Genomic DNA, 20,469 nt, shown 5'->3' with positions numbered 1-20,469 from the left:
CCGCACGAGGAGCGCTCTTGCCAGACGAGGCCCAGCCACTCTCCGCAGCGCAGCCCGACCAGCAGGCCGAGAAGGCCGCGGCGGGCCCCGCCACGCCCCAGGACAAGCCCGCGGAGAGCGGCCCCTCGCCCGTGGCGCCGGCACCCGCTCCCGCACCGGCACGGCCCCCCGCGCCCAAAGCAGCGCCGGCCGCCCCGGCCCGCTCCGGGGGCTCCTCGAACCGCGTGCGCGCCCGCCTCGCCCGCCTGGGCGTCCAGCGCTCCTCCCCGTACAACCCGGTCCTCGAACCGCTGCTCAGGATCGTCCGCTCCAACGACCCGAAGATCGAGACGGCGACGCTCCGCCAGATCGAGCGGGCCTACCAGGTCGCCGAGCGCTGGCACCGCGGCCAGAAGCGCAAGAGCGGCGACCCGTACATCACCCACCCGCTGGCCGTCACCACCATCCTCGCCGAGCTCGGCATGGACCCGGCGACCCTGATGGCCGGACTGCTCCACGACACCGTCGAGGACACCGAGTACGGCCTCGACACCCTGCGTCGCGACTTCGGCGACCAGGTCGCCCTGCTCGTCGACGGCGTCACCAAGCTCGACAAGGTCAAGTTCGGCGAGGCCGCGCAGGCCGAGACCGTGCGCAAGATGGTCGTCGCCATGGCCAAGGACCCGCGCGTCCTGGTCATCAAGCTCGCCGACCGGCTGCACAACATGCGCACCATGCGCTATCTCAAGCGGGAGAAGCAGGAGAAGAAGGCCCGCGAGACGCTGGAGATCTACGCGCCCCTGGCCCACCGCCTCGGCATGAACACCATCAAGTGGGAGCTGGAGGACCTCGCCTTCGCGATCCTCTACCCCAAGATGTACGACGAGATCGTCCGGCTCGTCGCCGAGCGCGCGCCCAAGCGCGACGAATACCTCGCGATAGTGACCGACGAGGTCCAGGCCGACCTGCGCGCCGCCCGCATCAAGGCCACCGTGACCGGCCGCCCCAAGCACTACTACAGCGTCTACCAGAAGATGATCGTCCGCGGCCGTGACTTCGCGGAGATCTACGACCTGGTGGGCATCCGCGTCCTCGTCGACACGGTCCGCGACTGCTACGCCGCCCTCGGCACCGTCCACGCGCGATGGAACCCGGTCCCCGGCCGGTTCAAGGACTACATCGCGATGCCGAAGTTCAACATGTACCAGTCGCTCCACACGACGGTCATCGGACCCAACGGCAAGCCCGTCGAGCTGCAGATCCGCACCTTCGACATGCACCGCCGGGCCGAGTACGGCATCGCCGCGCACTGGAAGTACAAGCAGGAGGCCGTCGCGGGCGCCTCCAAGGTGCGCGCCGACGTGCCGAAGAAGACCGGCAAGGACGACCACCTCAACGACATGGCGTGGCTGCGCCAGCTCCTCGACTGGCAGAAGGAGACCGAGGACCCCAGCGAGTTCCTGGAGTCCCTGCGCTTCGACCTGTCCCGCAACGAGGTCTTCGTCTTCACCCCCAAGGGCGACGTCATAGCGCTGCCGGCCGGCGCCACCCCCGTCGACTTCTCCTACGCCGTCCACACCGAGGTCGGCCACCGCACCATCGGGGCACGGGTCAACGGGCGGCTCGTACCGCTCGAATCGACCCTGGACAACGGCGACCTGGTCGAGGTCTTCACCTCCAAGGCCCCCGGTGCCGGCCCGTCCCGCGACTGGCTGGGCTTCGTCAAGTCCCCGCGTGCCCGCAACAAGATCCGGGCCTGGTTCTCCAAGGAACGCCGCGACGAGGCGATCGAGCAGGGCAAGGACGCCATCGCGCGGGCCATGCGCAAGCAGAACCTGCCGATCCAGCGGATCCTCACCGGAGACTCGCTCGTCACGCTCGCCCACGAGATGCGCTACAGCGACATCTCCTCGCTGTACGCGGCGATCGGCGAGGGCCATGTCACCGCCCAGTCCATCGTGCAGAAGCTCGTCCAGGCCCTCGGCGGCGAGGAGGCCGCCAACGAGGACCTGGTCGAGACCGCGCCGCCCTCGCGCGGCCGCGCCAAGCGCCGCTCCAGCGCCGACCCCGGTGTCGTCGTCAAGGGCGTCGAGGACGTCTGGGTCAAGCTGGCCCGCTGCTGCACACCCGTCCCGGGCGATCCGATCATCGGCTTCGTCACCCGGGGCAGCGGGGTGTCGGTGCACCGCAGCGACTGCGTCAACGTCGACTCGCTCTCCCGGGAGCCGGAGCGCATCCTCGAGGTCGAATGGGCGCCCACCCAGTCGTCGGTCTTCCTCGTCGCCATCCAGGTCGAGGCGCTGGACCGCTCGCGGCTCCTCTCGGACGTCACCCGCGTCCTCTCGGACCAGCACGTCAACATCCTGTCGGCGGCCGTCCAGACCTCCCGCGACCGGGTGGCCACCTCGCGCTTCACCTTCGAGATGGGCGACCCGAAGCACCTCGGGCACGTCCTAAAGGCCGTACGCGGCGTGGAGGGCGTCTACGACGTCTACCGGGTCACCTCGGCCCGCAGGCCGTAACGGCACGTACGGGAAGGGCCCCTGGAAACCATGCGGTTTCCAGGGGCCCTTCCCGTACGGGAGCTCAGCCGCCGAACTCCTCCAGACCCTTCAGGGCCTGGTCGAGAAGCGCCTGACGCCCCTCCAGCTCACGCGCCAGCTTGTCGGCCTTGGCGTCGTTGCCCGCAGCGCGGGCCGCGTCGATCTGCTTGTGCAGCTTGTCGACCGCGTCCTGCAGCTGACCGGTCAGACCCGCGGCACGCGCGCGTGCCTCCGGGTTCGTCCGGCGCCACTCCGACTCCTCGGCCTCGCCGATCGCCCGCTCCACCGCGTGCATCCGGCCCTCGACCTTCGGCCGGGCGTCGCGCGGCACATGGCCGATGGCCTCCCAGCGCTCGTTGAGGGCACGGAAGGCCGCACGGGCCGCCTTCAGATCCTTCACCGGCACCAGCTTCTCGGCCTCGGCAGCGAGCTCCTCCTTCAGCTTGAGGTTCTCCGTCTGCTCCGCGTCCCGCTCGGCGAAGACCTCGCCGCGCGCCGCGAAGAAGACGTCCTGGGCGCCGCGGAAGCGGTTCCACAGATCGTCCTCGTGCTCGCGCTGGGCGCGGCCCGCCGCCTTCCAGTCCGCCATCAGCTCGCGGTACCGGGCGGCCGTCCCGCCCCAGTCCGTGGAGCTCGACAGCGACTCGGCCTCCGCGACCAGCTTCTCCTTGACCTTGCGGGCCTCCTCGCGCTGCGCGTCCAGCGAGGCGAAGTGCGCCTTGCGGCGCTTGGAGAACGCCGAGCGGGCGTGCGAGAAGCGGTGCCACAGCTCGTCGTCGGACTTCCGGTCGAGCCGCGGCAGGCCCTTCCAGGTGTCCACGAGCGCGCGCAGCCGCTCACCCGCGGACCGCCACTGCTCGCTCTGCGCCAGTTCCTCGGCCTCCTTGACCAGGGCCTCCTTGGCGCTGCGCGCCTCGTCGGTCTGCTTGGCCTTCTGGGCCCTGCGCTCCTCGCGGCGCGACTCCACCGTCTCGACCAGCTTGTCGAGACGCGTGCTCAGCGCGGCGAGGTCGCCCACGACGTGGTGCTCGTCCACCTGCTTGCGGATGTGATCGATCGCGGCCATCGCGTCCTTGGCCGAGAGGTCGGTCGTCCTCACCCGCTTCTCGAGGAGGCCGATCTCGACCACCAAGCCCTCGTACTTGCGCTCGAAGTAGGCCAGTGCCTCCTCGGGAGTACCGGCCTGCCACGATCCGACGACCTTCTCGCCCTCGGCAGTACGCACGTACACGGTGCCCGTCTCGTCGACGCGGCCCCACGGGTCGCTGCTCACAGCGCCTCCTCCACATGATGCCGACGAGGGGGTTGTGCCCCCTGGGCATCGTCCACAGTTTCCGGGGGCGGGCAGCGCCCGCCCTGCACAACGCCAATCTAGGCGACCGGTCGCCCGGCTGTCCGCACTCAGCGCGACCCGAATTGAATGGTCACACCGTGTCCGCGCCTCGTCCCACCGGTCGTGGAACCCCGCACGTCACTCCTTGGTGACGGTGGCCTTCGCGATGGTGACGGCCTTCTTGGGGGCGCCGTCCTTGGCACCGCCCTCGACACCGCCCTTGGCGACCTCCTGGACGGCCTTGAGACCGGCCTTGTCCATCGTGCCGAAGGGGGTGTAGGTCGGCGGCAGCTTGGTGTCCTGGTACACGAGGAAGAACTGGCTTCCGCCGCTGCCCGGCTGCCCCGTGTTGGCCATGGCCACGGTGCCGGCCGGGAACGTCACCGAACCGTCGGCGCCCGCCTTGCCCAGCGCGGTCAGGTTCTCGTCCGGGATGGTGTAGCCCGGGCCGCCGGTGCCGTCGCCCTTGGGGTCGCCGCACTGGAGGACGAAGATGCCCTCCGTGGTGAGCCGGTGGCACTTCGTGCCGTCGAAGTACTTCTTGTCCGCGAGGTGCTTGAAGGAGTTCACCGTCCGCGGGGTCTTCGCGGCGTCCATCGTGATGCGGACGTTGCCCTGGTTCGTCGTCAGGGACATCGCGTACGTGGCCTTCGTGTCGACGGCCATGGCCGGCTCCGGCGCCGACGACTCGCCCTGCGAGGGCGTCGCGGTGCCGCTCGGCGTGGAGTCGGCCGCGCTGTCGGACCCCTTCCCGCCACCGTCCGTCAGCACCACCGAGGCGTACACCGCGCCGCCGGCGGCCAGCACCACGGCCAGAGCCGCCGCGATGACGGTGTTGCGGCGCCTCGCCTTCTGCTGTTCCCGCCGTCGCTGCTGCTGCCGCAGGTACTTCTCTCTGGCGAGCTGCCGCCGCCGCTGATCGCTGCTGACCACCGGGTCTGCTCCTTGTAGGTCGTCTGTTCCAGTCCTGGCCGGATGTGCCCGTACCGTATACGGGTTGGCTGTGGAATACGCAGCGCCGGTAGGCTCTGATCTGCCACTTCCGCCCCGTCGCACCCCTGTGCCGGACGACATTTAAGGACGATCGTGCTGATTGCCGGGTTCCCCGCCGGGGCCTGGGGGACCAACTGCTATCTGGTCGCCCCCGCCGCCGGCGAGGAGTGCGTCATCATCGACCCGGGCCACCAGGCCGCCCAGGGAGTCGAGGAGACGCTCAAGAAGCATCGGCTCAAGCCCGTCGCCGTGGTCCTCACCCATGGCCACATCGACCACGTCGCCTCCGTCGTCCCGGTCTGCGGCGCGCATGACGTACCCGCGTGGATCCACCCCGCCGACCGGTACATGATGAGCGACCCGGAGAAGGCCCTCGGCCGCTCCATCGGGATGCCGCTCATGGGCGAGCTCACCGTGGGGGAGCCGGACGACGTGCGCGAGCTCACCGACGGCGCCTCGCTGAAGCTGGCGGGACTCGAGTTCTCCGTCGCGCACGCGCCCGGTCATACCAAGGGGTCGGTGACCTTCCGGATGCCCGAGACCACGGAGATCCCCTCCGTGTTCTTCTCCGGGGATCTGCTCTTCGCCGGCTCCATCGGACGCACCGACCTGCCCGGTGGCGACATGGACGAGATGCTCGAATCGCTGGCCCGCGTGTGCCTGCCGCTCGACAACTCGACCGTGGTGCTGTCGGGACACGGTCCCCAGACGACCATCGGCCAGGAGCGCGCCACCAACCCGTATCTGCGGGACGTGGCCTCCGGCCTCGGGAGCACGAAGGCTCCCCGACGAGGAATGTGACGAGATCCACGTGAGCACCTTCAAGGCCCCCAAGGGCACGTTCGACCTCATCCCGCCGTACTCCGCCACGTATCTGGCCGTGCGCGACGCCATCTCCGGCCCGCTGCGGAAGTCCGGCTACGGCTATGTCGAGACGCCCGGCTTCGAGGACGTCGACCTGTTCGCCCGCGGCGTCGGTGAGTCCACCGACATCGTGACCAAGGAGATGTACACCCTCACCACCAAGGGCGGGGCCAATCTGGCGCTGCGCCCCGAGGGCACCGCCTCCGTGCTGCGCGCGGCCCTCGAGGCCAACATGCACAAGGCCGGCGGCCTCCCGGTGAAGCTGTGGTACTCCGGCTCGTACTACCGCTACGAGCGCCCGCAGAAGGGCCGCTACCGCCACTTCTCCCAGGTCGGTGCCGAGGCCATCGGTGCCGAGGACCCCGCCCTCGACGCCGAGCTGATCATCCTGGCCGACCAGGCGTACCGCTCCCTGGGCCTGCGGGACTTCCGCATCCTGCTGAACTCCCTCGGCGACAAGGAGTGCCGCCCCGCCTACCGCGAGGCGCTCCAGGGCTTCCTGCGCGGCCTCGACCTCGACGAGGAGACCCGCCGCCGCATCGAGATCAACCCGCTGCGTGTCCTCGACGACAAGCGGGCCGACGTCCAGAAGCAGCTCGTGGGCGCGCCGGCGCTCCGCGACCACCTGTGCGACGCGTGCAAGGCGTACCACTCCGAGGTGCGAGAACTGCTCACGGCGGCGGGCGTGGCCTTCGAGGACGACGAGAAGCTGGTGCGCGGCCTCGACTACTACACGCGGACGACGTTCGAGTTCGTCCACGACGGCCTGGGCTCGCAGTCCGCGGTGGGCGGCGGCGGCCGCTACGACGGACTGTCCGAGATGATCGGCGGCCCGGCGCTCCCGTCGGTCGGCTGGGCGCTCGGCGTGGACCGCACCGTCCTGGCCCTGGAGGCCGAGGGCATCGAGCTCGACATCCCGCCGGCGACGAGCGTCTTCGCGGTCCCGCTGGGCGAGGAGGCGCGCCGCGTCCTGTTCGGGCTCGTCACCGAGCTGCGCAAGGCCGGCGTCGCGACCGACTTCGGGTACGGCGCCAAGGGACTGAAGAGCCACATGAAGAACGCCAACCGCTCCGGTGCCCGGTTCGCCGTCGTCGCCGGCGAGCGGGACCTCGCCGAGGGCGTGGTCCAGCTCAAGGACATGGAGTCCGGCGAGCAGGAGCCGGTCGCGCTCGACAAGGTGATCGCCGAGATCCAGGCGAAGCTGGCCTGATCCGCGGACGGACGGACGGACGCGACGAGGGCCCGGGCCGCGGGGAAGCGGTCCGGGCCCTCGCCGCATGCGGGCTCCCTCGTTCTTATGTCCATCGAACGGCGTGTGCGGGCCCTCGTGCGGCAGAATGATCGTGCCCAGAGCCCAGCGAACGACGGAAACGGCGATATGACGACAGCAGCGGTGCAGCGCGACGGTGGCACGATCGGCGCGAGCCGGGCCCTCGCCTGGATGCTGGTGATCACCGGAGCGGCCGGACTGCTCGCCTCCTGGGTCATCACGATCGACAAGTTCAAGCTCCTGGAGGACCCGGGCTTCACCCCGGGGTGCAGCCTCAACCCGATCGTCTCGTGCGGCAACATCATGAAGAGCGAGCAGGCGTCGGTCTTCGGCTTCCCCAACCCCATGCTCGGCCTCGTCACCTACGCCATGGTGATCGCGATCGGCGTCGGCCTCCTGGGCGGGGCCCGCCACCGCCGCTGGTACTGGCTCGGCCTGAACGCGGGCACGCTGTTCGGTGTCGGATTCTGCACCTGGCTGATGTACCAGTCGCTGTACGAGATCAACTCGCTGTGTCTGTGGTGCTGCCTGGCGTGGGTCGCGACCATCGTCATGTTCTGGTACGTCACCTCGCACAACGTGCGCCAGGGCGTCATCCGCGCCCCCGGCGGCCTGCGGACCTTCTTCGACGAGTTCACCTGGGTGCTGCCGGTGCTGCACATCGGGATCATCGGGATGCTGATCCTGACGCGCTGGTGGGACTTCTGGACCAGCTGACGGCCACCGGCCCGGCCGCGCTGTCAGTGCCGTGACCTAGGCTTCATGACGTGGAGCCCGACCTCTTTACCGCAGCCGCCGAAGAACGCCAGGAGAAGGACCCGTCCAGCAGCCCCCTGGCCGTCCGGATGCGCCCGCGCACCCTCGACGAGGTCCTCGGGCAGCGTCATCTGCTCAAGCCGGGGTCGCCGCTGCGCCGGCTCGTCGGGGAGGGCGGCGGGGGGCCTGCCGGCGCCTCGTCGGTGATCCTCTGGGGCCCGCCCGGCATCGGCAAGACCACCCTCGCGTACGTCGTCTCCAAGGCGACCAACAAGCGCTTCGTGGAGCTCTCCGCGATCACCGCGGGCGTCAAGGAGGTCCGGACGGTCATCGACGGCGCCCGGCGCGCGGCCGGCGGCTACGGCAAGGAGACCGTCCTCTTCCTCGACGAGATCCACCGCTTCTCCAAGGCACAGCAGGACTCGCTGCTGCCCGCCGTGGAGAACCGCTGGGTGACGCTGATCGCGGCGACGACGGAGAACCCGTACTTCTCGATCATCTCCCCGCTGCTCTCCCGCTCGCTGCTGCTCACCCTCGAACCGCTCACCGACGACGACCTGCGCCATCTGCTGGAGCGGGCGCTGACGGAGGACCGGGGGCTCGGCGGGGCGGTCACGCTGCCGGAGGACGCCGAGGCGCATCTGCTGCGCATCGCCGGCGGTGACGCGCGCCGGGCGCTGACCGCCCTGGAGGCGGCGGCCGGCGCCGCCCTCGCCAAGGGCGAGCCGGAGATCACCCTGCAGACGGTCGAGGAGACCGTCGACCGCGCGGCGGTGAAGTACGACCGGGACGGCGACCAGCACTACGACGTGGCCAGCGCGCTGATCAAGTCGATCCGCGGCTCGGACGTGGACGCGGCGCTGCACTATCTGGCGCGGATGATCGAGGCGGGTGAGGACCCCCGGTTCATCGCGCGGCGCCTGATGATCTCTGCCAGCGAGGACATCGGCCTCGCCGACCCGACGGCCCTGCCGACGGCCGTGGCGGCCGCCCAGGCCGTCGCCATGATCGGTTTTCCCGAGGCCGCGCTGACCCTGTCCCACGCCACGATCGCCCTGGCCCTGGCCCCGAAGTCGAACGCGGCGACCACCGCGATCTTCGCCGCGCAGGCGGACGTCCGCAACGGCCTGGCGGGCCCGGTCCCCGCCCACCTCCGGGACGGGCACTACAAGGGAGCGGCGAAACTGGGCCACGCCCAGGGGTACGTCTACCCGCACGACGTCCCCGGCGGTATCGCGGCCCAGCAGTACGCCCCGGACGCGATCCACGGCAAGCGCTACTACGAACCGACCCGGTACGGCGCCGAGGCGCGGTACGCCGACGTGGTCGAGAAGGTGCGCGAGCGCCTGCGGGGCGACGGCGGGTGAGCGGTGGTGACGTCAGGCGCGGGCCGCGTCGAAGAGCCGGTGCATCTCGCGCCGCAGCCCGCTGACGTCCCGTACGGGCTCGGGGAAGTCGAAGCGCGCGTCGAAGCAGTGCTGCGGCCCCGAGCTGAAGCGGATCCGCAGCCCGAAGCGGTCCAGCGCCAGCGGGGCGACGTCCCGCATCGGTGCCACGACGGCCGAGCGCTCGCCGAGCAGCCCGCCCAGCGCGCGGACGTGCTCGCCGTGGGCCGCGTGCAGATGCTGGAGCAGCTCGGTCTCGTGGGCGTGCAGGGGGTCGGGGGCCGCGGCGGCGAAATCCTCCGGCTCGACGCGGGCGGTGCCCCACAGATCGTCGACGCGGGCCTCACCGACCTCCAGGCGCAGCATCATCCGGCCGGGCTCGGCGACGCCGGGCACGCAGGTGAGCCAGCCCGAGACCCAGGCGCGGCCCCGGATGCGGTGGGGGACGGAGACCGGAGCGACGTCGGTGAGTTCGAGCACCACCGGCAGCTCGTCGTCCTGCGCGTGCGTCGCGGCCCGTACGGGCGGGGCGTCGGCGGGGAAGAGCAGGAAGACCTCGCCGTCCGGACCGACGGCCCTGGCCTCGGGCGTGAGCTGCTCGGGGCGCAGGTGCTCGGCCCCTGGAATCAGCAGCACCGCGGAGCATGTACTCTGTACGAGAGTTCGTGTGCGCTCGGCTGCTGACGGCATCCGCGCGATTTCAAGCCCGCTGGGACGCGGCTGACCATGAGCTGATCGGACCTCCGTCACATCGATGCCCTCCGCGGAAGCGGACGAAGCGTCGTTCATTGTGCTGCTGTCTGTGATGCGCGTGGTGTTCCCAGGGCGAGACATGCGATCTCCTTGAGTAAGGTGAGCCTAACCTAACCTACAACGGAGGTCTGGAGAACGTGCCTAACCAGTCGCGTCCCAAGGTCAAGAAGTCTCGCGCGCTCGGTATCGCGCTGACGCCGAAGGCCGTCAAGTACTTCGAAGCCCGCCCGTACCCGCCGGGTGAGCACGGCCGTGGCCGCAAGCAGAACTCGGACTACAAGGTCCGTCTGCTCGAGAAGCAGCGCCTGCGCGCTCAGTACGACATCAGCGAGCGCCAGATGGCGCGCGCCTACGACCGCGCCAAGAAGGCCGAAGGCAAGACGGGCGAGGCGCTGGTCGTCGAGCTCGAGCGTCGCCTCGACGCCCTGGTCCTGCGTTCGGGCATCGCCCGCACCATCTACCAGGCCCGCCAGATGGTCGTCCACGGTCACATCCAGGTCAACGGCGGCAAGGTCGACAAGCCGTCGTTCCGCGTCCGTCCCGACGACGTCGTGATGGTCCGCGAGCGCTCCCGCGAGAAGCCCCTGTTCCAGGTCGCCCGCGAGGGTGGTTTCGCCCCCGACGGTGAGACCCCGCGCTACCTGCAGGTCAACCTGAAGGCCCTGGCCTTCCGCCTCGACCGCGACCCGAACCGCAAGGAAATCCCGGTCATCTGCGACGAGCAGCTGGTCGTCGAGTACTACGCCCGCTGATCCCGGGCCTCTCCCGGCCCCGGCCGGAGGAGTAGTACCGCACACTCCGCGGTTCTCAGCCCGCCGCTTCCCCACCCTTACCGGTGGGGGAGCCGGCGGGCTTCCGCGTCTCCGGGACGGCCCGACCCCGCGGAGGAGAGGACTCCGCTCCCGCGGGACCGGTGGCCGGATCCCGTCGCTCGGCGAGCGCCCGGGCCACGGTCTCCTCCAGTGAGAGCCCCCGCCCCTCCCGTACCGACGCGGCGTAGCGCTCCGCGCCGAGCAGTTCGCCCGCCTGACGCTCGCACAGCGCCCGGGGCCCGCCGAACATGCCCGATCCGAACAGCCGCAGCCCCACCGAGTCCCACACCGGCAGGGTCGCGCCCTGCAGCACCGCCGCCTCCGCCGGATCGCCCTCGCTCGCCGTCACCAGCGCGAGCAACTCGATCGCGAGGACGAGCCCCACCAGGTCATGGAACCGGTGGTCGATGGTGATGCACTCGCCGAGCAGCTCACGCGCCTCGCCATGGGCGCCCCGGGTCCACGCCGCGTACGCCAGCACATAGAGCGCGTACGCCCGCGTCCAGAGCTCCCCGCGCTCCTCGCAGATCTCCCGCACCTCGGCGCACAACGCGACCGCGCCCTCCAGATCGCCCTGGAAGACCCGCGCCATCGCCAGCTCGACCTGGCTCATCAGCACGTTGCTGTTCAGCTCACCCAGCTCCCGGTACGCCTCCAGAGCCCGGCCGAACAGCTCCTCCGCCCGGACCAGATCGTCCGAGAGCAGCGCCAGACAGCCCATCCGGTGCGTCGCGTACGCCTCCGCGGTCGCGTTGCCCGCGAAGCGGGCCCGCTCGCCGCACTCGTGCAGCGCCGCCACCGCCGCCGTGCCGTCACCCTGGAGGATCGCCACATAGCCCAGCACCCACAGCGCCTTCAGCCGGGCGTGCTCGTGCCCGCCCTCGTGGTCCGGACCGAGCGCCAGCGCCCGGTCCAGCCAGTGCCGGCCCTCCGAAAGCCGCCCGCACCCCACCCAGTAGAACCAGAGCGTCCCCGCCAGATGCCGAGCGAGACGGGCCTCGTCCGGCTGCTCCAGACAGAGTTCGAAGGCCGCCCGCAGATGCGGCAGCGCCGCCTCCATGTCCGCCGCGACCTCGGGCTGGCGCGGACCGAACCACTCCAGCTCGCACCAGGTGGCCAGACCCATGTACCAGTCGCGGTGCCGCCGGCGCATCCGCTCGGTGTCCTCCAGCGCCGCCAGCCACTCCGCCCCGTACGCGGCGACCGTGTCCAGCATCCGGTAGCGCGGCCCCGCCGGGCCGTCCTCACGCGAGAGGAGCGACTGGGCGAGCAGACCTCCCAGCACGTCGAGCACCCGCTCGGGGGGAAGGTCGGGGCCGCCGCAGACGTACTCCACCGCGTCCAGGTCGAACGGCCCCGCGAAGACCGAGAGCCGCGCCCACAGCAGCCGCTCCTCCGGCGTGCACAGCTCATGGCTCCAGCCGATCGCCGTGCGCAGCGTCTGATGGCGTGGCAGCGCCCCGCGTGCCCCGCCCGTGAGCAGCCGGAAGCGGTCGTCGAGCCTGCGCAGCACCTGCTCCACCGTGAGCAGCGGCATACGGGCGGCCGCCAGCTCCAGAGCCAGCGGAATCCCGTCGAGGCGCCGGCACAGCTCCCGCACGGCGGCGCCGTCGCCGCGATCAGCCGCAGACCCCCCACCCGCGACCCGCTCCCCGAAGAGCGCCACCGCGTCCTCGTCGCCCATCGGCGCCAGCGTGAAGACCGCCTCCCCGTCCACCCGCAGCGGGCGGCGGCCCACCGCGAGGACGGTCAGACCGGGGGCGTGCAGCAGCAACTCCCGTACGAGAGGCGCGCACTCCTCCACCAGGTGCTCGAAACCGTCCACCACCAGCAGCAGCCGGCGCTCCGCCAGGTGCTCGATCAGCGCCTGGCGCGGTGCGCGGGGCGTGTGGTCGGTCAGGCCCAGCGCCTCGACCAGCGCGTGGGCCACCAGCTCCGGGTCCCGCAGCGCCGAGAGCTCGGCCAGCCACACGCCGTCGGCATAGTGTCTTTGCGCCTCCGACGCGGTCCGCAGCGCCAGCCGCGTCTTGCCGACCCCGCCGACCCCGACGACCGTCACCAGCCGGAACTCCTCGAGGAGCCGGGCCAGTTCGTCCCGCTCGCCGGCGCGTCCGACGAACCGGTTCAACTCCGACGGCAGATTGCCCTTTCGCATGGGACACGGAGGGTACCCATCCGGCCGCACTCCGTACAATCGGACCGCTCGGGCCCCGCCGAGGGCCCGTAATGCGGTACGGGGAAAGACCGCGGGCGCGATAGGGTCGGAGGACGACTTTTCGCAAGGCCCCAACGACAGCAGAGAGCGGTGCGGAGTGACCGGTGGAGAGGTTGCCGGGCTTCTGGTGGCCGTGTTCTGGGCGATTCTCGTCTCCTTCCTCGCCGTGGTGCTGGCGAGACTGGCGCAGACGCTCAAGGCGACCACCAAGCTCGTGGCGGACGTGACCGAGCAGGCCGTCCCGCTGCTCGCCGACGCCTCGGCGACCGTGCGGTCGGCACAGACCCAGCTCGACCGGGTCGACGCGATCGCCTCGGACGTCCAGGAGGTCACCTCCAACGCCTCGGCGCTCTCCACGACCGTCGCCTCCACCTTCGGCGGTCCGCTCGTCAAGGTCGCCGCCTTCGGTTACGGCGTGCGCAAGGCGCTCGGCCGCGGCCGCGAGGAGGCTGCCCCGGCGGGCCGGGCGACCTCACGCCGTACCGTGATCGTCGGCCGCACCGTGCCGTCGGCCAGGCGCCGGAAGCAGAAGGGCTGAGCCGCGATGTTCCGCCGTACGTTCTGGTTCACCGCGGGCGCCGCAGCCGGCGTGTGGGCCACCACCAAGGTCAACCGGAAGCTCAAGCAGCTCACCCCGGAGAGCCTCGCCGCGCAGGCGGCGAACAAGGCGATCGAGACCGGTCACCGGCTCAAGGACTTCGCCCTCGACGTCAGGGCGGGCATGCTCCAGCGGGAGGCCGAGCTCGGCGAGGCACTCGGCATCGAGGCACCCGACGGTGCGGCCGCCGACCGGGAACTCCCCGGGCCGCGCCGCAGGGCCGCGCTCGACCCGACCGCACCGGCGTCCCGGAGGCCCGGGAAGACGCCGAAGAACACGTATCCGTACCCCACGACCACGTACAACCGGAATGAGGACCACTAATGGAGTCGGCTGAAATCCGCCGCCGCTGGCTGAGCTTCTTCGAGGAGCGCGGTCACACCGTCGTCCCTTCGGCGTCGCTCATCGCGGACGACCCGACTCTGCTCCTCGTCCCCGCCGGCATGGTGCCCTTCAAGCCCTACTTCCTGGGCGAGGTCAAGCCGCCGTTCCCGCGCGCCGCCAGCGTGCAGAAGTGCGTGCGCACGCCGGACATCGAAGAGGTCGGCAAGACCACCCGCCACGGCACCTTCTTCCAGATGTGCGGCAACTTCTCCTTCGGCGACTACTTCAAGGAAGGCGCCATCAAGCTCGCCTGGGAGCTGCTGACCAGCTCGGTGGAGCACGGCGGCTACGGCCTGGAGCCGGAGAAGCTCTGGATCACCGTCTACCAGGACGACGACGAGGCCGAGCAGATCTGGCGCGATGTCGTCGGCGTCCCGGCCGAGCGGATCCAGCGCCTGGGCAAGAAGGACAACTTCTGGTCCATGGGCGTCCCCGGCCCCTGCGGCCCCTGTTCCGAGATCAACTACGACCGCGGCCCCGAGTTCGGCGTCGAGGGCGGCCCGGCCGTCAACGACGAGCGGTACGTGGAGATCTGGAACCTGGTCTTCATGCAGTACGAGCGCGGCGAGGGCACCGGCAAGGACGACTTCGAGATCCTCGGCGACCTCCCCTCGAAGAACATCGACACCGGTCTCGGCCTCGAGCGCCTGGCGATGATCCTCCAGGGCGTACAGAACATGTACGAGACCGACACCCTCAAGGTCGTCATCGACAAGGCCACCGAGCTCACCGGCGTCGCCTACGGCAAGACCCACGACAGCGACGTCTCGCTGCGCGTGGTGGCCGACCACATGCGTACGTCCGTGATGCTCATCGGTGACGGTGTCACCCCCGGCAACGAGGGCCGCGGCTATGTGCTGCGCCGCATCATGCGCCGCGCCGTCCGCAACATGCGCCTGCTCGGCGCCACCGGTCCGGTCGTCAAGGACCTCGTCGACGTCGTGATCGACACCATGGGCGAGCAGTACCCGGAGCTGGTCACCGACCGCAAGCGGATCGAGACCGTCGCCCTCGCCGAGGAGGCCGCCTTCCTCAAGGCCCTCAAGGGCGGCACCAACATCCTCGACACGGCCGTGACCGAGACCAAGGCGGCCGGCGGCACGGTCCTCGCCGGTGAGAAGGCCTTCCTGCTCCACGACACCTGGGGCTTCCCGATCGACCTCACCCTGGAGATGGCCGCCGAGCAGGGCCTGTCCGTGGACGAGGCCGGGTTCAGGCGCCTGATGCAGGAGCAGCGCGAGCGCGCCAAAGCCGACGCCAAGGCCAAGAAGACCGGCCACGCCGACATGACCGCCTACCGCGCGATCGCCGACAGCAACGGCGCCACGGAGTTCACCGGCTACACCAACACCGAGGGCGAGACCACGGTCGTCGGACTGCTGGTCAACGGCGTGCCGTCGCCCGCCGCCACCGAGGGCGACGAGGTCGAGGTCGTCCTCGACCGCACCCCGTTCTACGCCGAGGGCGGCGGCCAGCAGGCCGACACCGGCCGGATCCGGCTCCACAGCGGTGCCGTCATCGAAGTCCGCGACGTCCAGCAGCCGGTGCCGGGTGTCTCCGTGCACAAGGGCTCGGTCCAGGTCGGCGAGGTGACCGTCGGCTCCACCGCCTACGCCACCATCGACGTCCACCGCCGCCGAGCCATCGCCCGCGCCCACAGCGCCACGCACCTCACGCACCAGGCGCTGCGCGACGCCCTCGGCCCGACGGCCGCCCAGGCCGGTTCGGAGAACTCCCCGGGCCGCTTCCGCTTCGACTTCGGTTCGCCGAACGCCGTGCCCGGCACCGTGCTGACCGATGTCGAGCAGAAGATCAACGAGGTCCTCGCCCGGGAGCTCGACGTGCACGCCGAGGTCATGTCCATCGACGAGGCCAAGCGGCAGGGCGCCATCGCCGAGTTCGGCGAGAAGTACGGCGAGCGGGTCCGCGTGGTGACCATCGGCGACTTCTCCAAGGAGCTGTGCGGCGGTACGCATGTCCGCAACACCGCCCAGCTCGGCCTGGTGAAGCTGCTCGGCGAGTCGTCGATCGGCAGTGGCGTGCGCCGTGTCGAGGCCCTCGTGGGTGTCGACGCGTACAACTTCCTCGCCAAGGAGCACACGGTCGTCGCGCAGCTGCAGGAGCTGGTCAAGGGCCGCTCCGAGGAGCTGCCCGAGAAGATCTCCGCCATGCTCGGCAAGCTGAAGGACGCCGAGAAGGAGATCGAGAAGTTCCGCGCGGAGAAGGTCCTCCAGGCCGCCGCCGGTCTCGTCGCCGGGGCCAAGGATGTCCGGGGCGTCGCCCTGGTCACCGGCCAGGTCCCCGACGGCACCTCCGCCGACGACCTGCGCAAGCTGGTCCTCGACGTCCGCGGCCGCATCCCGGGCGACCGCCCGGCCGTCGTGGCCCTGTTCACCACGGCCAACGGCCGTCCGCTGACGGTCATCGCCACCAACGAGGCCGCCCGCGAGCGCGGCCTCAAGGCCGGCGAGCTGGTCCGCACGGCCGCCAAGACCCTCGGTGGCGGCGGTGGCGGCAAGCCGGACGTCGCCCAGGGCGGCGGTCAGAACCCGCAGGCCGTCGGTGACGCCATCGACGCCGTCGAGCGCATGGTCGGGGAAACCGCCTGATGCGACGCGGCCGTCGTCTCGCGATCGATGTCGGGGACGCCCGGATCGGGGTCGCCTCGTGCGACCCCGACGGGGTCCTCGCCACTCCGGTGGAGACCGTGCCGGGACGCGACGTCCCGGCCGCCCACCGGCGGCTGCGCCAGATCGTCGAGGAGTACGAACCGATCGAGATCGTGGTCGGCCTGCCTCGCTCCCTCTCCGGGCGCGAGGGGCCGGCCGCGGCCAAGGTCCGCCGCTTCGTCCAGGAGCTGGCGCGGGGGATCGCCCCCGTACCGGTGCGTCTGGTCGACGAGCGGATGACGACCGTGACGGCGACTCAGGGGCTGCGGGCGTCGGGCGTGACATCGAAGAAGGGCCGGTCCGTCATCGATCAGGCCGCCGCTGTGATCATCCTTCAGAACGCTCTTGAGTCCGAACGGGTATCAGGTAATCCGCCCGGCGAGGGCGTCGAAGTGGTCATCTGATCGCGATACGGTAACGTTCCGCGCGATGCGGCGGTGTTCGAACAGCTGCCGCACTACGTAGAGGCGGACCGTTCCGGATGCCTCGCGGCTGTTTGGGGATCGATGACTGAGTATGGCCGGGGCCCCGGCTCCGAACCGTGGCACCCCACGGACCCTCTCTACGGGGACCAGGGGTGGGAAGGTCAGCAGCAGTACCCGCAGCAGACGCAGTACGGCCACCAGGACCCGTACGGTCAGGGGCACGGCGGGCACGGCGCTCAGGAGCAGGGCTACGACGCCCAGTACCAGCAGTCCCAGGCTCCCCAGCAGTACAGCGACCAGCAGTACAGCGATCGGCAGTACAACGATCAGCAGTATGTCGATCAGACGTATGCCGATCAGACGCACGCGGGGCAGGCGCAGGAGTACGACACGCCCGGGTACCCCGCACAGCAGTACGACGCGAACTGGGAGACGGGCCAGGCGGCGATGCCGTACGGCACCGCTCCCGCCGATCCGTACGGCGGCCAGAACCCCGATCTCTACGGCACCCCCGAGGCCTACCCTCCGCCGCAGCCGCCGGGTCGGCGCCAGGAGCCGCCGGAGCCCGTCACCGACTGGGAGGCGGAGGAGCCGGAGGAGGAGCGGCACCCCTTCTTCACCGGTGACGACGACCCCGACGGTGACGAGGAACCGGCCGGCAACCGCCCGTCCCGAGGTGGCCGCGACCGCCGGAGCAAGGGCAGGGGCGGAAAGGGCAGGAAGAGCAAGAACGGCGTGGCCTGCCTGGTCGTCGCCCTCGTCCTGGCCGGCGGCGTCGGCGGGATCGGCTACTTCGGCTACCAGTTCTGGCAGGGCCAGTTCGGCGCCGCACCCGACTACGCGGGCGACGGCACCGGCTCGGTCCAGGTCGAGATCCCCAAGGCCGCCGGCGGCTACGAGATCGGCAACATCCTCAAGAAGGCCGGTGTCGTCAAGAGCGTCGACGCCTTCGTCTCGGCGCAGCAGAAGAACCCCAAGGGACTGTCGATCCAGGCCGGCGTCTACACGCTGAAGAAGGAGATGTCGGCGGAGAGCGCCGTCTCGCTGCTCCTCAGTCCGGCCAGCCAGGCCAACTTCGTCATCCCCGAGGGCAAGCGGAACGCCTGGGTCTACGACCAGCTGGACAAGCGACTCGATCTCGAGGCGGGCACCACCAAGGACATCGCCAAGGCCAAGGCGGACGACCTCGGCCTGCCCGACTGGGCCAAGAACCACGAGAACGTCAAGGACCCGCTGGAAGGCTTCCTCTTCCCCGCGAGCTACCCCGTCGCCAAGGGCAACAAGCCCGAGGACGTCCTGCGCAAGATGGTCGCCCGCGCCAACCAGGAGTACGGCAAGCTCGACCTGGAGGCCAAGTCCAGGGAGCTCGGGCTCAAGGGCCCGTGGGAGCTCGTCACGGTCGCGAGCCTCGTCCAGGCCGAGGGCAAGACGCACGACGACTTCACCAAGATGGCCGAGGTCATCTACAACCGGCTCAGCCCGGAGAACACGGAGACCAACCAGCTCCTCCAGTTCGACTCGTCGTACAACTACCTGATGGGCCAGAGCAAGATCAAGATCGGCCGCGACGAGATCAACAGCAACCCGGACCCGTACAACACGTACAAGCGGAGGGGGCTGACACCCGGCCCCATCGGCAACCCGGGAGCCGAGGCGCTGGTGGCCGCGCTGAATCCGACGAAGGCAGGCTGGATGTACTTCGTCGCCACCGACGGCATGAGCAAGACCGAATTCGCCAAGACGCTCGCCGAGCACGACAAGCTCGTCGAGAAGTTCAACGCCTCCGGGAGCAACTGATGTCCGCAACGCGGCGGGCGGCCGTCCTCGGCTCGCCCATCGCCCACTCGCTCTCCCCGGTGCTCCACCGTGCGGCGTACACCGCGCTCGGCCTGGAGAACTGGTCGTACGACCGCTTCGAGGTGGACGAGGCCGGGCTTCCCGGCTTCGTCGCCGGCCTGGACGGTTCCTGGGCGGGGCTCTCGCTGACCATGCCGCTGAAGCGGGCGATCATCCCGCTGCTGGACGAGATCAGTGACACGGCCGCCTCGGTCGAGGCCGTGAACACCGTCGTCCTCACGGAGGACGGCCGCCGCGTCGGTGACAACACGGACATCCCCGGCATGATCGCGGCTCTGCGCGAGCGGGGCGTCGAGAAGGTGGAGTCCGCGGCGATCCTCGGCGCGGGCGCCACCGCCTCCTCGGCGCTGGCCGCACTCGCCCGGATCTGTGGCGGGCCGGTCACCGCGTACGTACGGAGCGAGGCCCGGGCCGAGGAGATGCGGGGCTGGGGCGAACGCCTCGGTGTCGACGTCCGTACGGCCGACTGGGGGAGTGCGGTGGAGGCGTTCGCGTCGCCGCTGGTCATCGCCACCACTCCGGCCGGCACCACGGACGACCTGGCCCCGGCCGTTCCGGACACCTCGGGAACGCTCTTCGACGTGCTGTACCACCCCTGGCCGACGCCGCTCGCCGCCGCATGGTCGGACCGCGGCGGCAAGGTGCTCGGCGGCCTCGACCTCCTCGTCCACCAGGCGGTCCTCCAGGTCGAGCAGATGACGGGACGGTCTCCGGCGCCCCTGGCGGCGATGCGGGCCGCGGGCGAGCAGGCGCTCGGCGAGCGCTGAGCGGCCGGCTCGGAGCTCCCTTTCCGAATCCGACCTGACAGGGTGCGTCCGATACCTGGACCGGCGAGCAGGTTCGAGCCCCGGACGTGGGAGGATCGGATACGGCGGGCTCGGGCCGCGCACCCGGTCGCGCCGCAGCAGTTCCAGGCGCGAGCATGAGGAGCATCGTTGAGCAGGTTGCGTTGGCTGACCGCTGGGGAGTCCCACGGACCCGCGCTGGTCGCGACGCTGGAGGGTCTTCCCGCCGGTGTCCCGGTCACCACCGAGCTGGTGGCGGACCACCTCGCGCGGCGGCGTCTGGGCTATGGGCGTGGTGCGCGGATGAAGTTCGAGCAGGACGAGGTGACCTTCCTCGGTGGTGTCCGGCACGGTCTCTCGCTCGGTTCTCCGGTCGCGGTGATGGTGGGCAACACGGAGTGGCCGAAGTGGGAGAAGGTGATGTCGGCCGATCCGGTCGACCCGGCCGAGCTGAAGGAGACGGGCCGCAACGCGCCGCTGACCCGGCCCCGTCCGGGCCATGCGGACCTGGCCGGGATGCAGAAGTACGGTTTCGACGAGGCCCGGCCGATCCTGGAGCGGGCCAGTGCCCGGGAGACCGCGGCCCGGGTGGCCCTCGGTGCCGTGGCCCGGTCGTTCCTCAAGGAGGCTGCTGGGATCGAGATCGTCTCGCACGTCGTCGAACTCGCCGCCGCGAAGGCGCCGTACGGGGTGTACCCCAAGCCCTCCGACGTCGAGAGGCTGGATGCCGATCCGGTGCGCTGTCTGGACGCGGACGCGTCGAAGGCGATGGTCGCGGAGATCGACCAGGCCCACAAGGACGGGGACACCCTGGGTGGTGTCGTGGAGGTGCTGGCCTACGGCGTGCC

17 protein-coding genes are annotated in these 20,469 nt (G+C 70.6%); 13 read left to right on the top strand and 4 right to left on the bottom strand.

All coding sequences use genetic code 11. The features are described 5' to 3' along the window. Nucleotides 1-17: 17 nt before the first annotated feature. On the top strand, nt 18-2,501 hold the full coding sequence (locus ACWDX6_RS15800; RefSeq protein WP_451485518.1) for a RelA/SpoT family protein: 2,484 nt from the start codon (nt 18-20) through the stop codon (nt 2,499-2,501). Nucleotides 2,502-2,565: 64 nt separating this feature from the next. Here the strand turns inward: ACWDX6_RS15800 and ACWDX6_RS15795 are convergent, their stop codons facing one another. After that, nucleotides 2,566-3,795 (bottom strand): DUF349 domain-containing protein, encoded by a 1,230-nt coding sequence (locus ACWDX6_RS15795; protein ID WP_451485517.1) that lies wholly within the window; start codon nt 3,793-3,795, stop codon nt 2,566-2,568. Between the two features lie 198 nt (nt 3,796-3,993). Then, nucleotides 3,994-4,788 (bottom strand): peptidylprolyl isomerase, encoded by a 795-nt coding sequence (locus ACWDX6_RS15790; RefSeq protein ID WP_451485516.1) that lies wholly within the window; start codon nt 4,786-4,788, stop codon nt 3,994-3,996. Between the two features lie 153 nt (nt 4,789-4,941). Between ACWDX6_RS15790 and ACWDX6_RS15785 the strand changes: the two genes are divergently transcribed. The 4 genes from ACWDX6_RS15785 to ACWDX6_RS15770 all read left to right on the top strand — a co-directional run bounded on the left by ACWDX6_RS15785 (nt 4,942) and on the right by ACWDX6_RS15770 (nt 9,105). Further along, a complete protein-coding gene (locus tag ACWDX6_RS15785) occupies nt 4,942-5,649 on the top strand; it encodes an MBL fold metallo-hydrolase (protein ID WP_451485515.1) in 708 nt (235 codons plus the stop codon). A gap of 10 nt (nt 5,650-5,659) precedes the next feature. Then, entirely contained in the window at nt 5,660-6,922 is a 1,263-nt protein-coding gene (hisS, locus tag ACWDX6_RS15780) for a histidine--tRNA ligase (protein ID WP_451485514.1), read from the top strand. Nucleotides 6,923-7,090: 168 nt separating this feature from the next. Then, complete coding sequence (locus ACWDX6_RS15775) at nt 7,091-7,699, top strand: vitamin K epoxide reductase family protein (RefSeq protein ID WP_451485513.1); 609 nt, start codon at nt 7,091-7,093, stop codon at nt 7,697-7,699. A 50-nt stretch (nt 7,700-7,749) separates the two neighbouring features. Next, nucleotides 7,750-9,105, top strand: coding sequence for a replication-associated recombination protein A (locus ACWDX6_RS15770; RefSeq protein ID WP_451485512.1), 1,356 nt, complete (start codon nt 7,750-7,752; stop codon nt 9,103-9,105). A gap of 12 nt (nt 9,106-9,117) precedes the next feature. Here ACWDX6_RS15770 and ACWDX6_RS15765 read toward each other — a convergent pair whose 3' ends face one another. Continuing rightward, nucleotides 9,118-9,813 (bottom strand): DUF2470 domain-containing protein, encoded by a 696-nt coding sequence (locus ACWDX6_RS15765; protein ID WP_451485511.1) that lies wholly within the window; start codon nt 9,811-9,813, stop codon nt 9,118-9,120. Between the two features lie 200 nt (nt 9,814-10,013). On the opposite strand from ACWDX6_RS15765, the gene rpsD reads away from it, so the two are divergent. Continuing rightward, the gene (gene rpsD / locus ACWDX6_RS15760; protein ID WP_260230400.1) at nt 10,014-10,628 is read left to right on the top strand and encodes a 30S ribosomal protein S4; all 615 of its coding nucleotides are present in this window, start codon (nt 10,014-10,016) and stop codon (nt 10,626-10,628) included. A 55-nt stretch (nt 10,629-10,683) separates the two neighbouring features. On the opposite strand, the gene ACWDX6_RS15755 is transcribed toward rpsD, so the two are convergent. Next, a complete protein-coding gene (locus ACWDX6_RS15755) occupies nt 10,684-12,843 on the bottom strand; it encodes an ATP-binding protein (RefSeq protein WP_451485510.1) in 2,160 nt (719 codons plus the stop codon). Between the two features lie 157 nt (nt 12,844-13,000). On the opposite strand from ACWDX6_RS15755, the gene ACWDX6_RS15750 reads away from it, so the two are divergent. From ACWDX6_RS15750 to aroC, 7 genes are all read left to right on the top strand, one after another. After that, nucleotides 13,001-13,441 carry a DUF948 domain-containing protein gene (locus tag ACWDX6_RS15750; protein WP_451485509.1) on the top strand — a complete coding sequence of 147 codons (441 nt, stop codon included), beginning with the start codon at nt 13,001-13,003 and terminating at the stop codon, nt 13,439-13,441. A gap of 6 nt (nt 13,442-13,447) precedes the next feature. Further along, nucleotides 13,448-13,825 (top strand): DUF6167 family protein, encoded by a 378-nt coding sequence (locus ACWDX6_RS15745; RefSeq protein WP_451485508.1) that lies wholly within the window; start codon nt 13,448-13,450, stop codon nt 13,823-13,825. Then, nucleotides 13,825-16,494: an alanine--tRNA ligase gene (gene alaS / locus ACWDX6_RS15740; protein WP_451485507.1), complete on the top strand. Its 2,670-nt coding sequence runs from the start codon at nt 13,825-13,827 to the stop codon at nt 16,492-16,494. The genes ACWDX6_RS15745 and alaS overlap by 1 nt, the downstream gene beginning before the upstream one ends. Continuing rightward, nucleotides 16,494-16,958, top strand: a complete 465-nt coding sequence (gene ruvX, locus ACWDX6_RS15735) for a Holliday junction resolvase RuvX (protein WP_451485506.1) — start codon at nt 16,494-16,496, stop codon at nt 16,956-16,958. The genes alaS and ruvX overlap by 1 nt, the downstream gene beginning before the upstream one ends. 102 nt (nt 16,959-17,060) lie before the next feature. Next, nucleotides 17,061-18,776 carry an endolytic transglycosylase MltG gene (mltG, locus tag ACWDX6_RS15730; RefSeq protein ID WP_451485505.1) on the top strand — a complete coding sequence of 572 codons (1,716 nt, stop codon included), beginning with the start codon at nt 17,061-17,063 and terminating at the stop codon, nt 18,774-18,776. After that, a complete protein-coding gene (locus tag ACWDX6_RS15725) occupies nt 18,776-19,603 on the top strand; it encodes a shikimate dehydrogenase (protein ID WP_451485504.1) in 828 nt (275 codons plus the stop codon). Before mltG ends, ACWDX6_RS15725 begins: the two co-directional genes overlap by 1 nt. A gap of 168 nt (nt 19,604-19,771) precedes the next feature. Continuing rightward, a partial coding sequence (aroC, locus tag ACWDX6_RS15720; protein ID WP_451484328.1) for a chorismate synthase occupies nt 19,772-20,469 on the top strand: 698 nt, incomplete at its 3' end.

The sequence above is a fragment of the Streptomyces sp. NPDC003027 genome (genome assembly GCF_053591435.1).
Note: the sequence above shows the minus strand (reverse complement) of the source record. Positions and strands in the feature narration are given on the sequence as shown.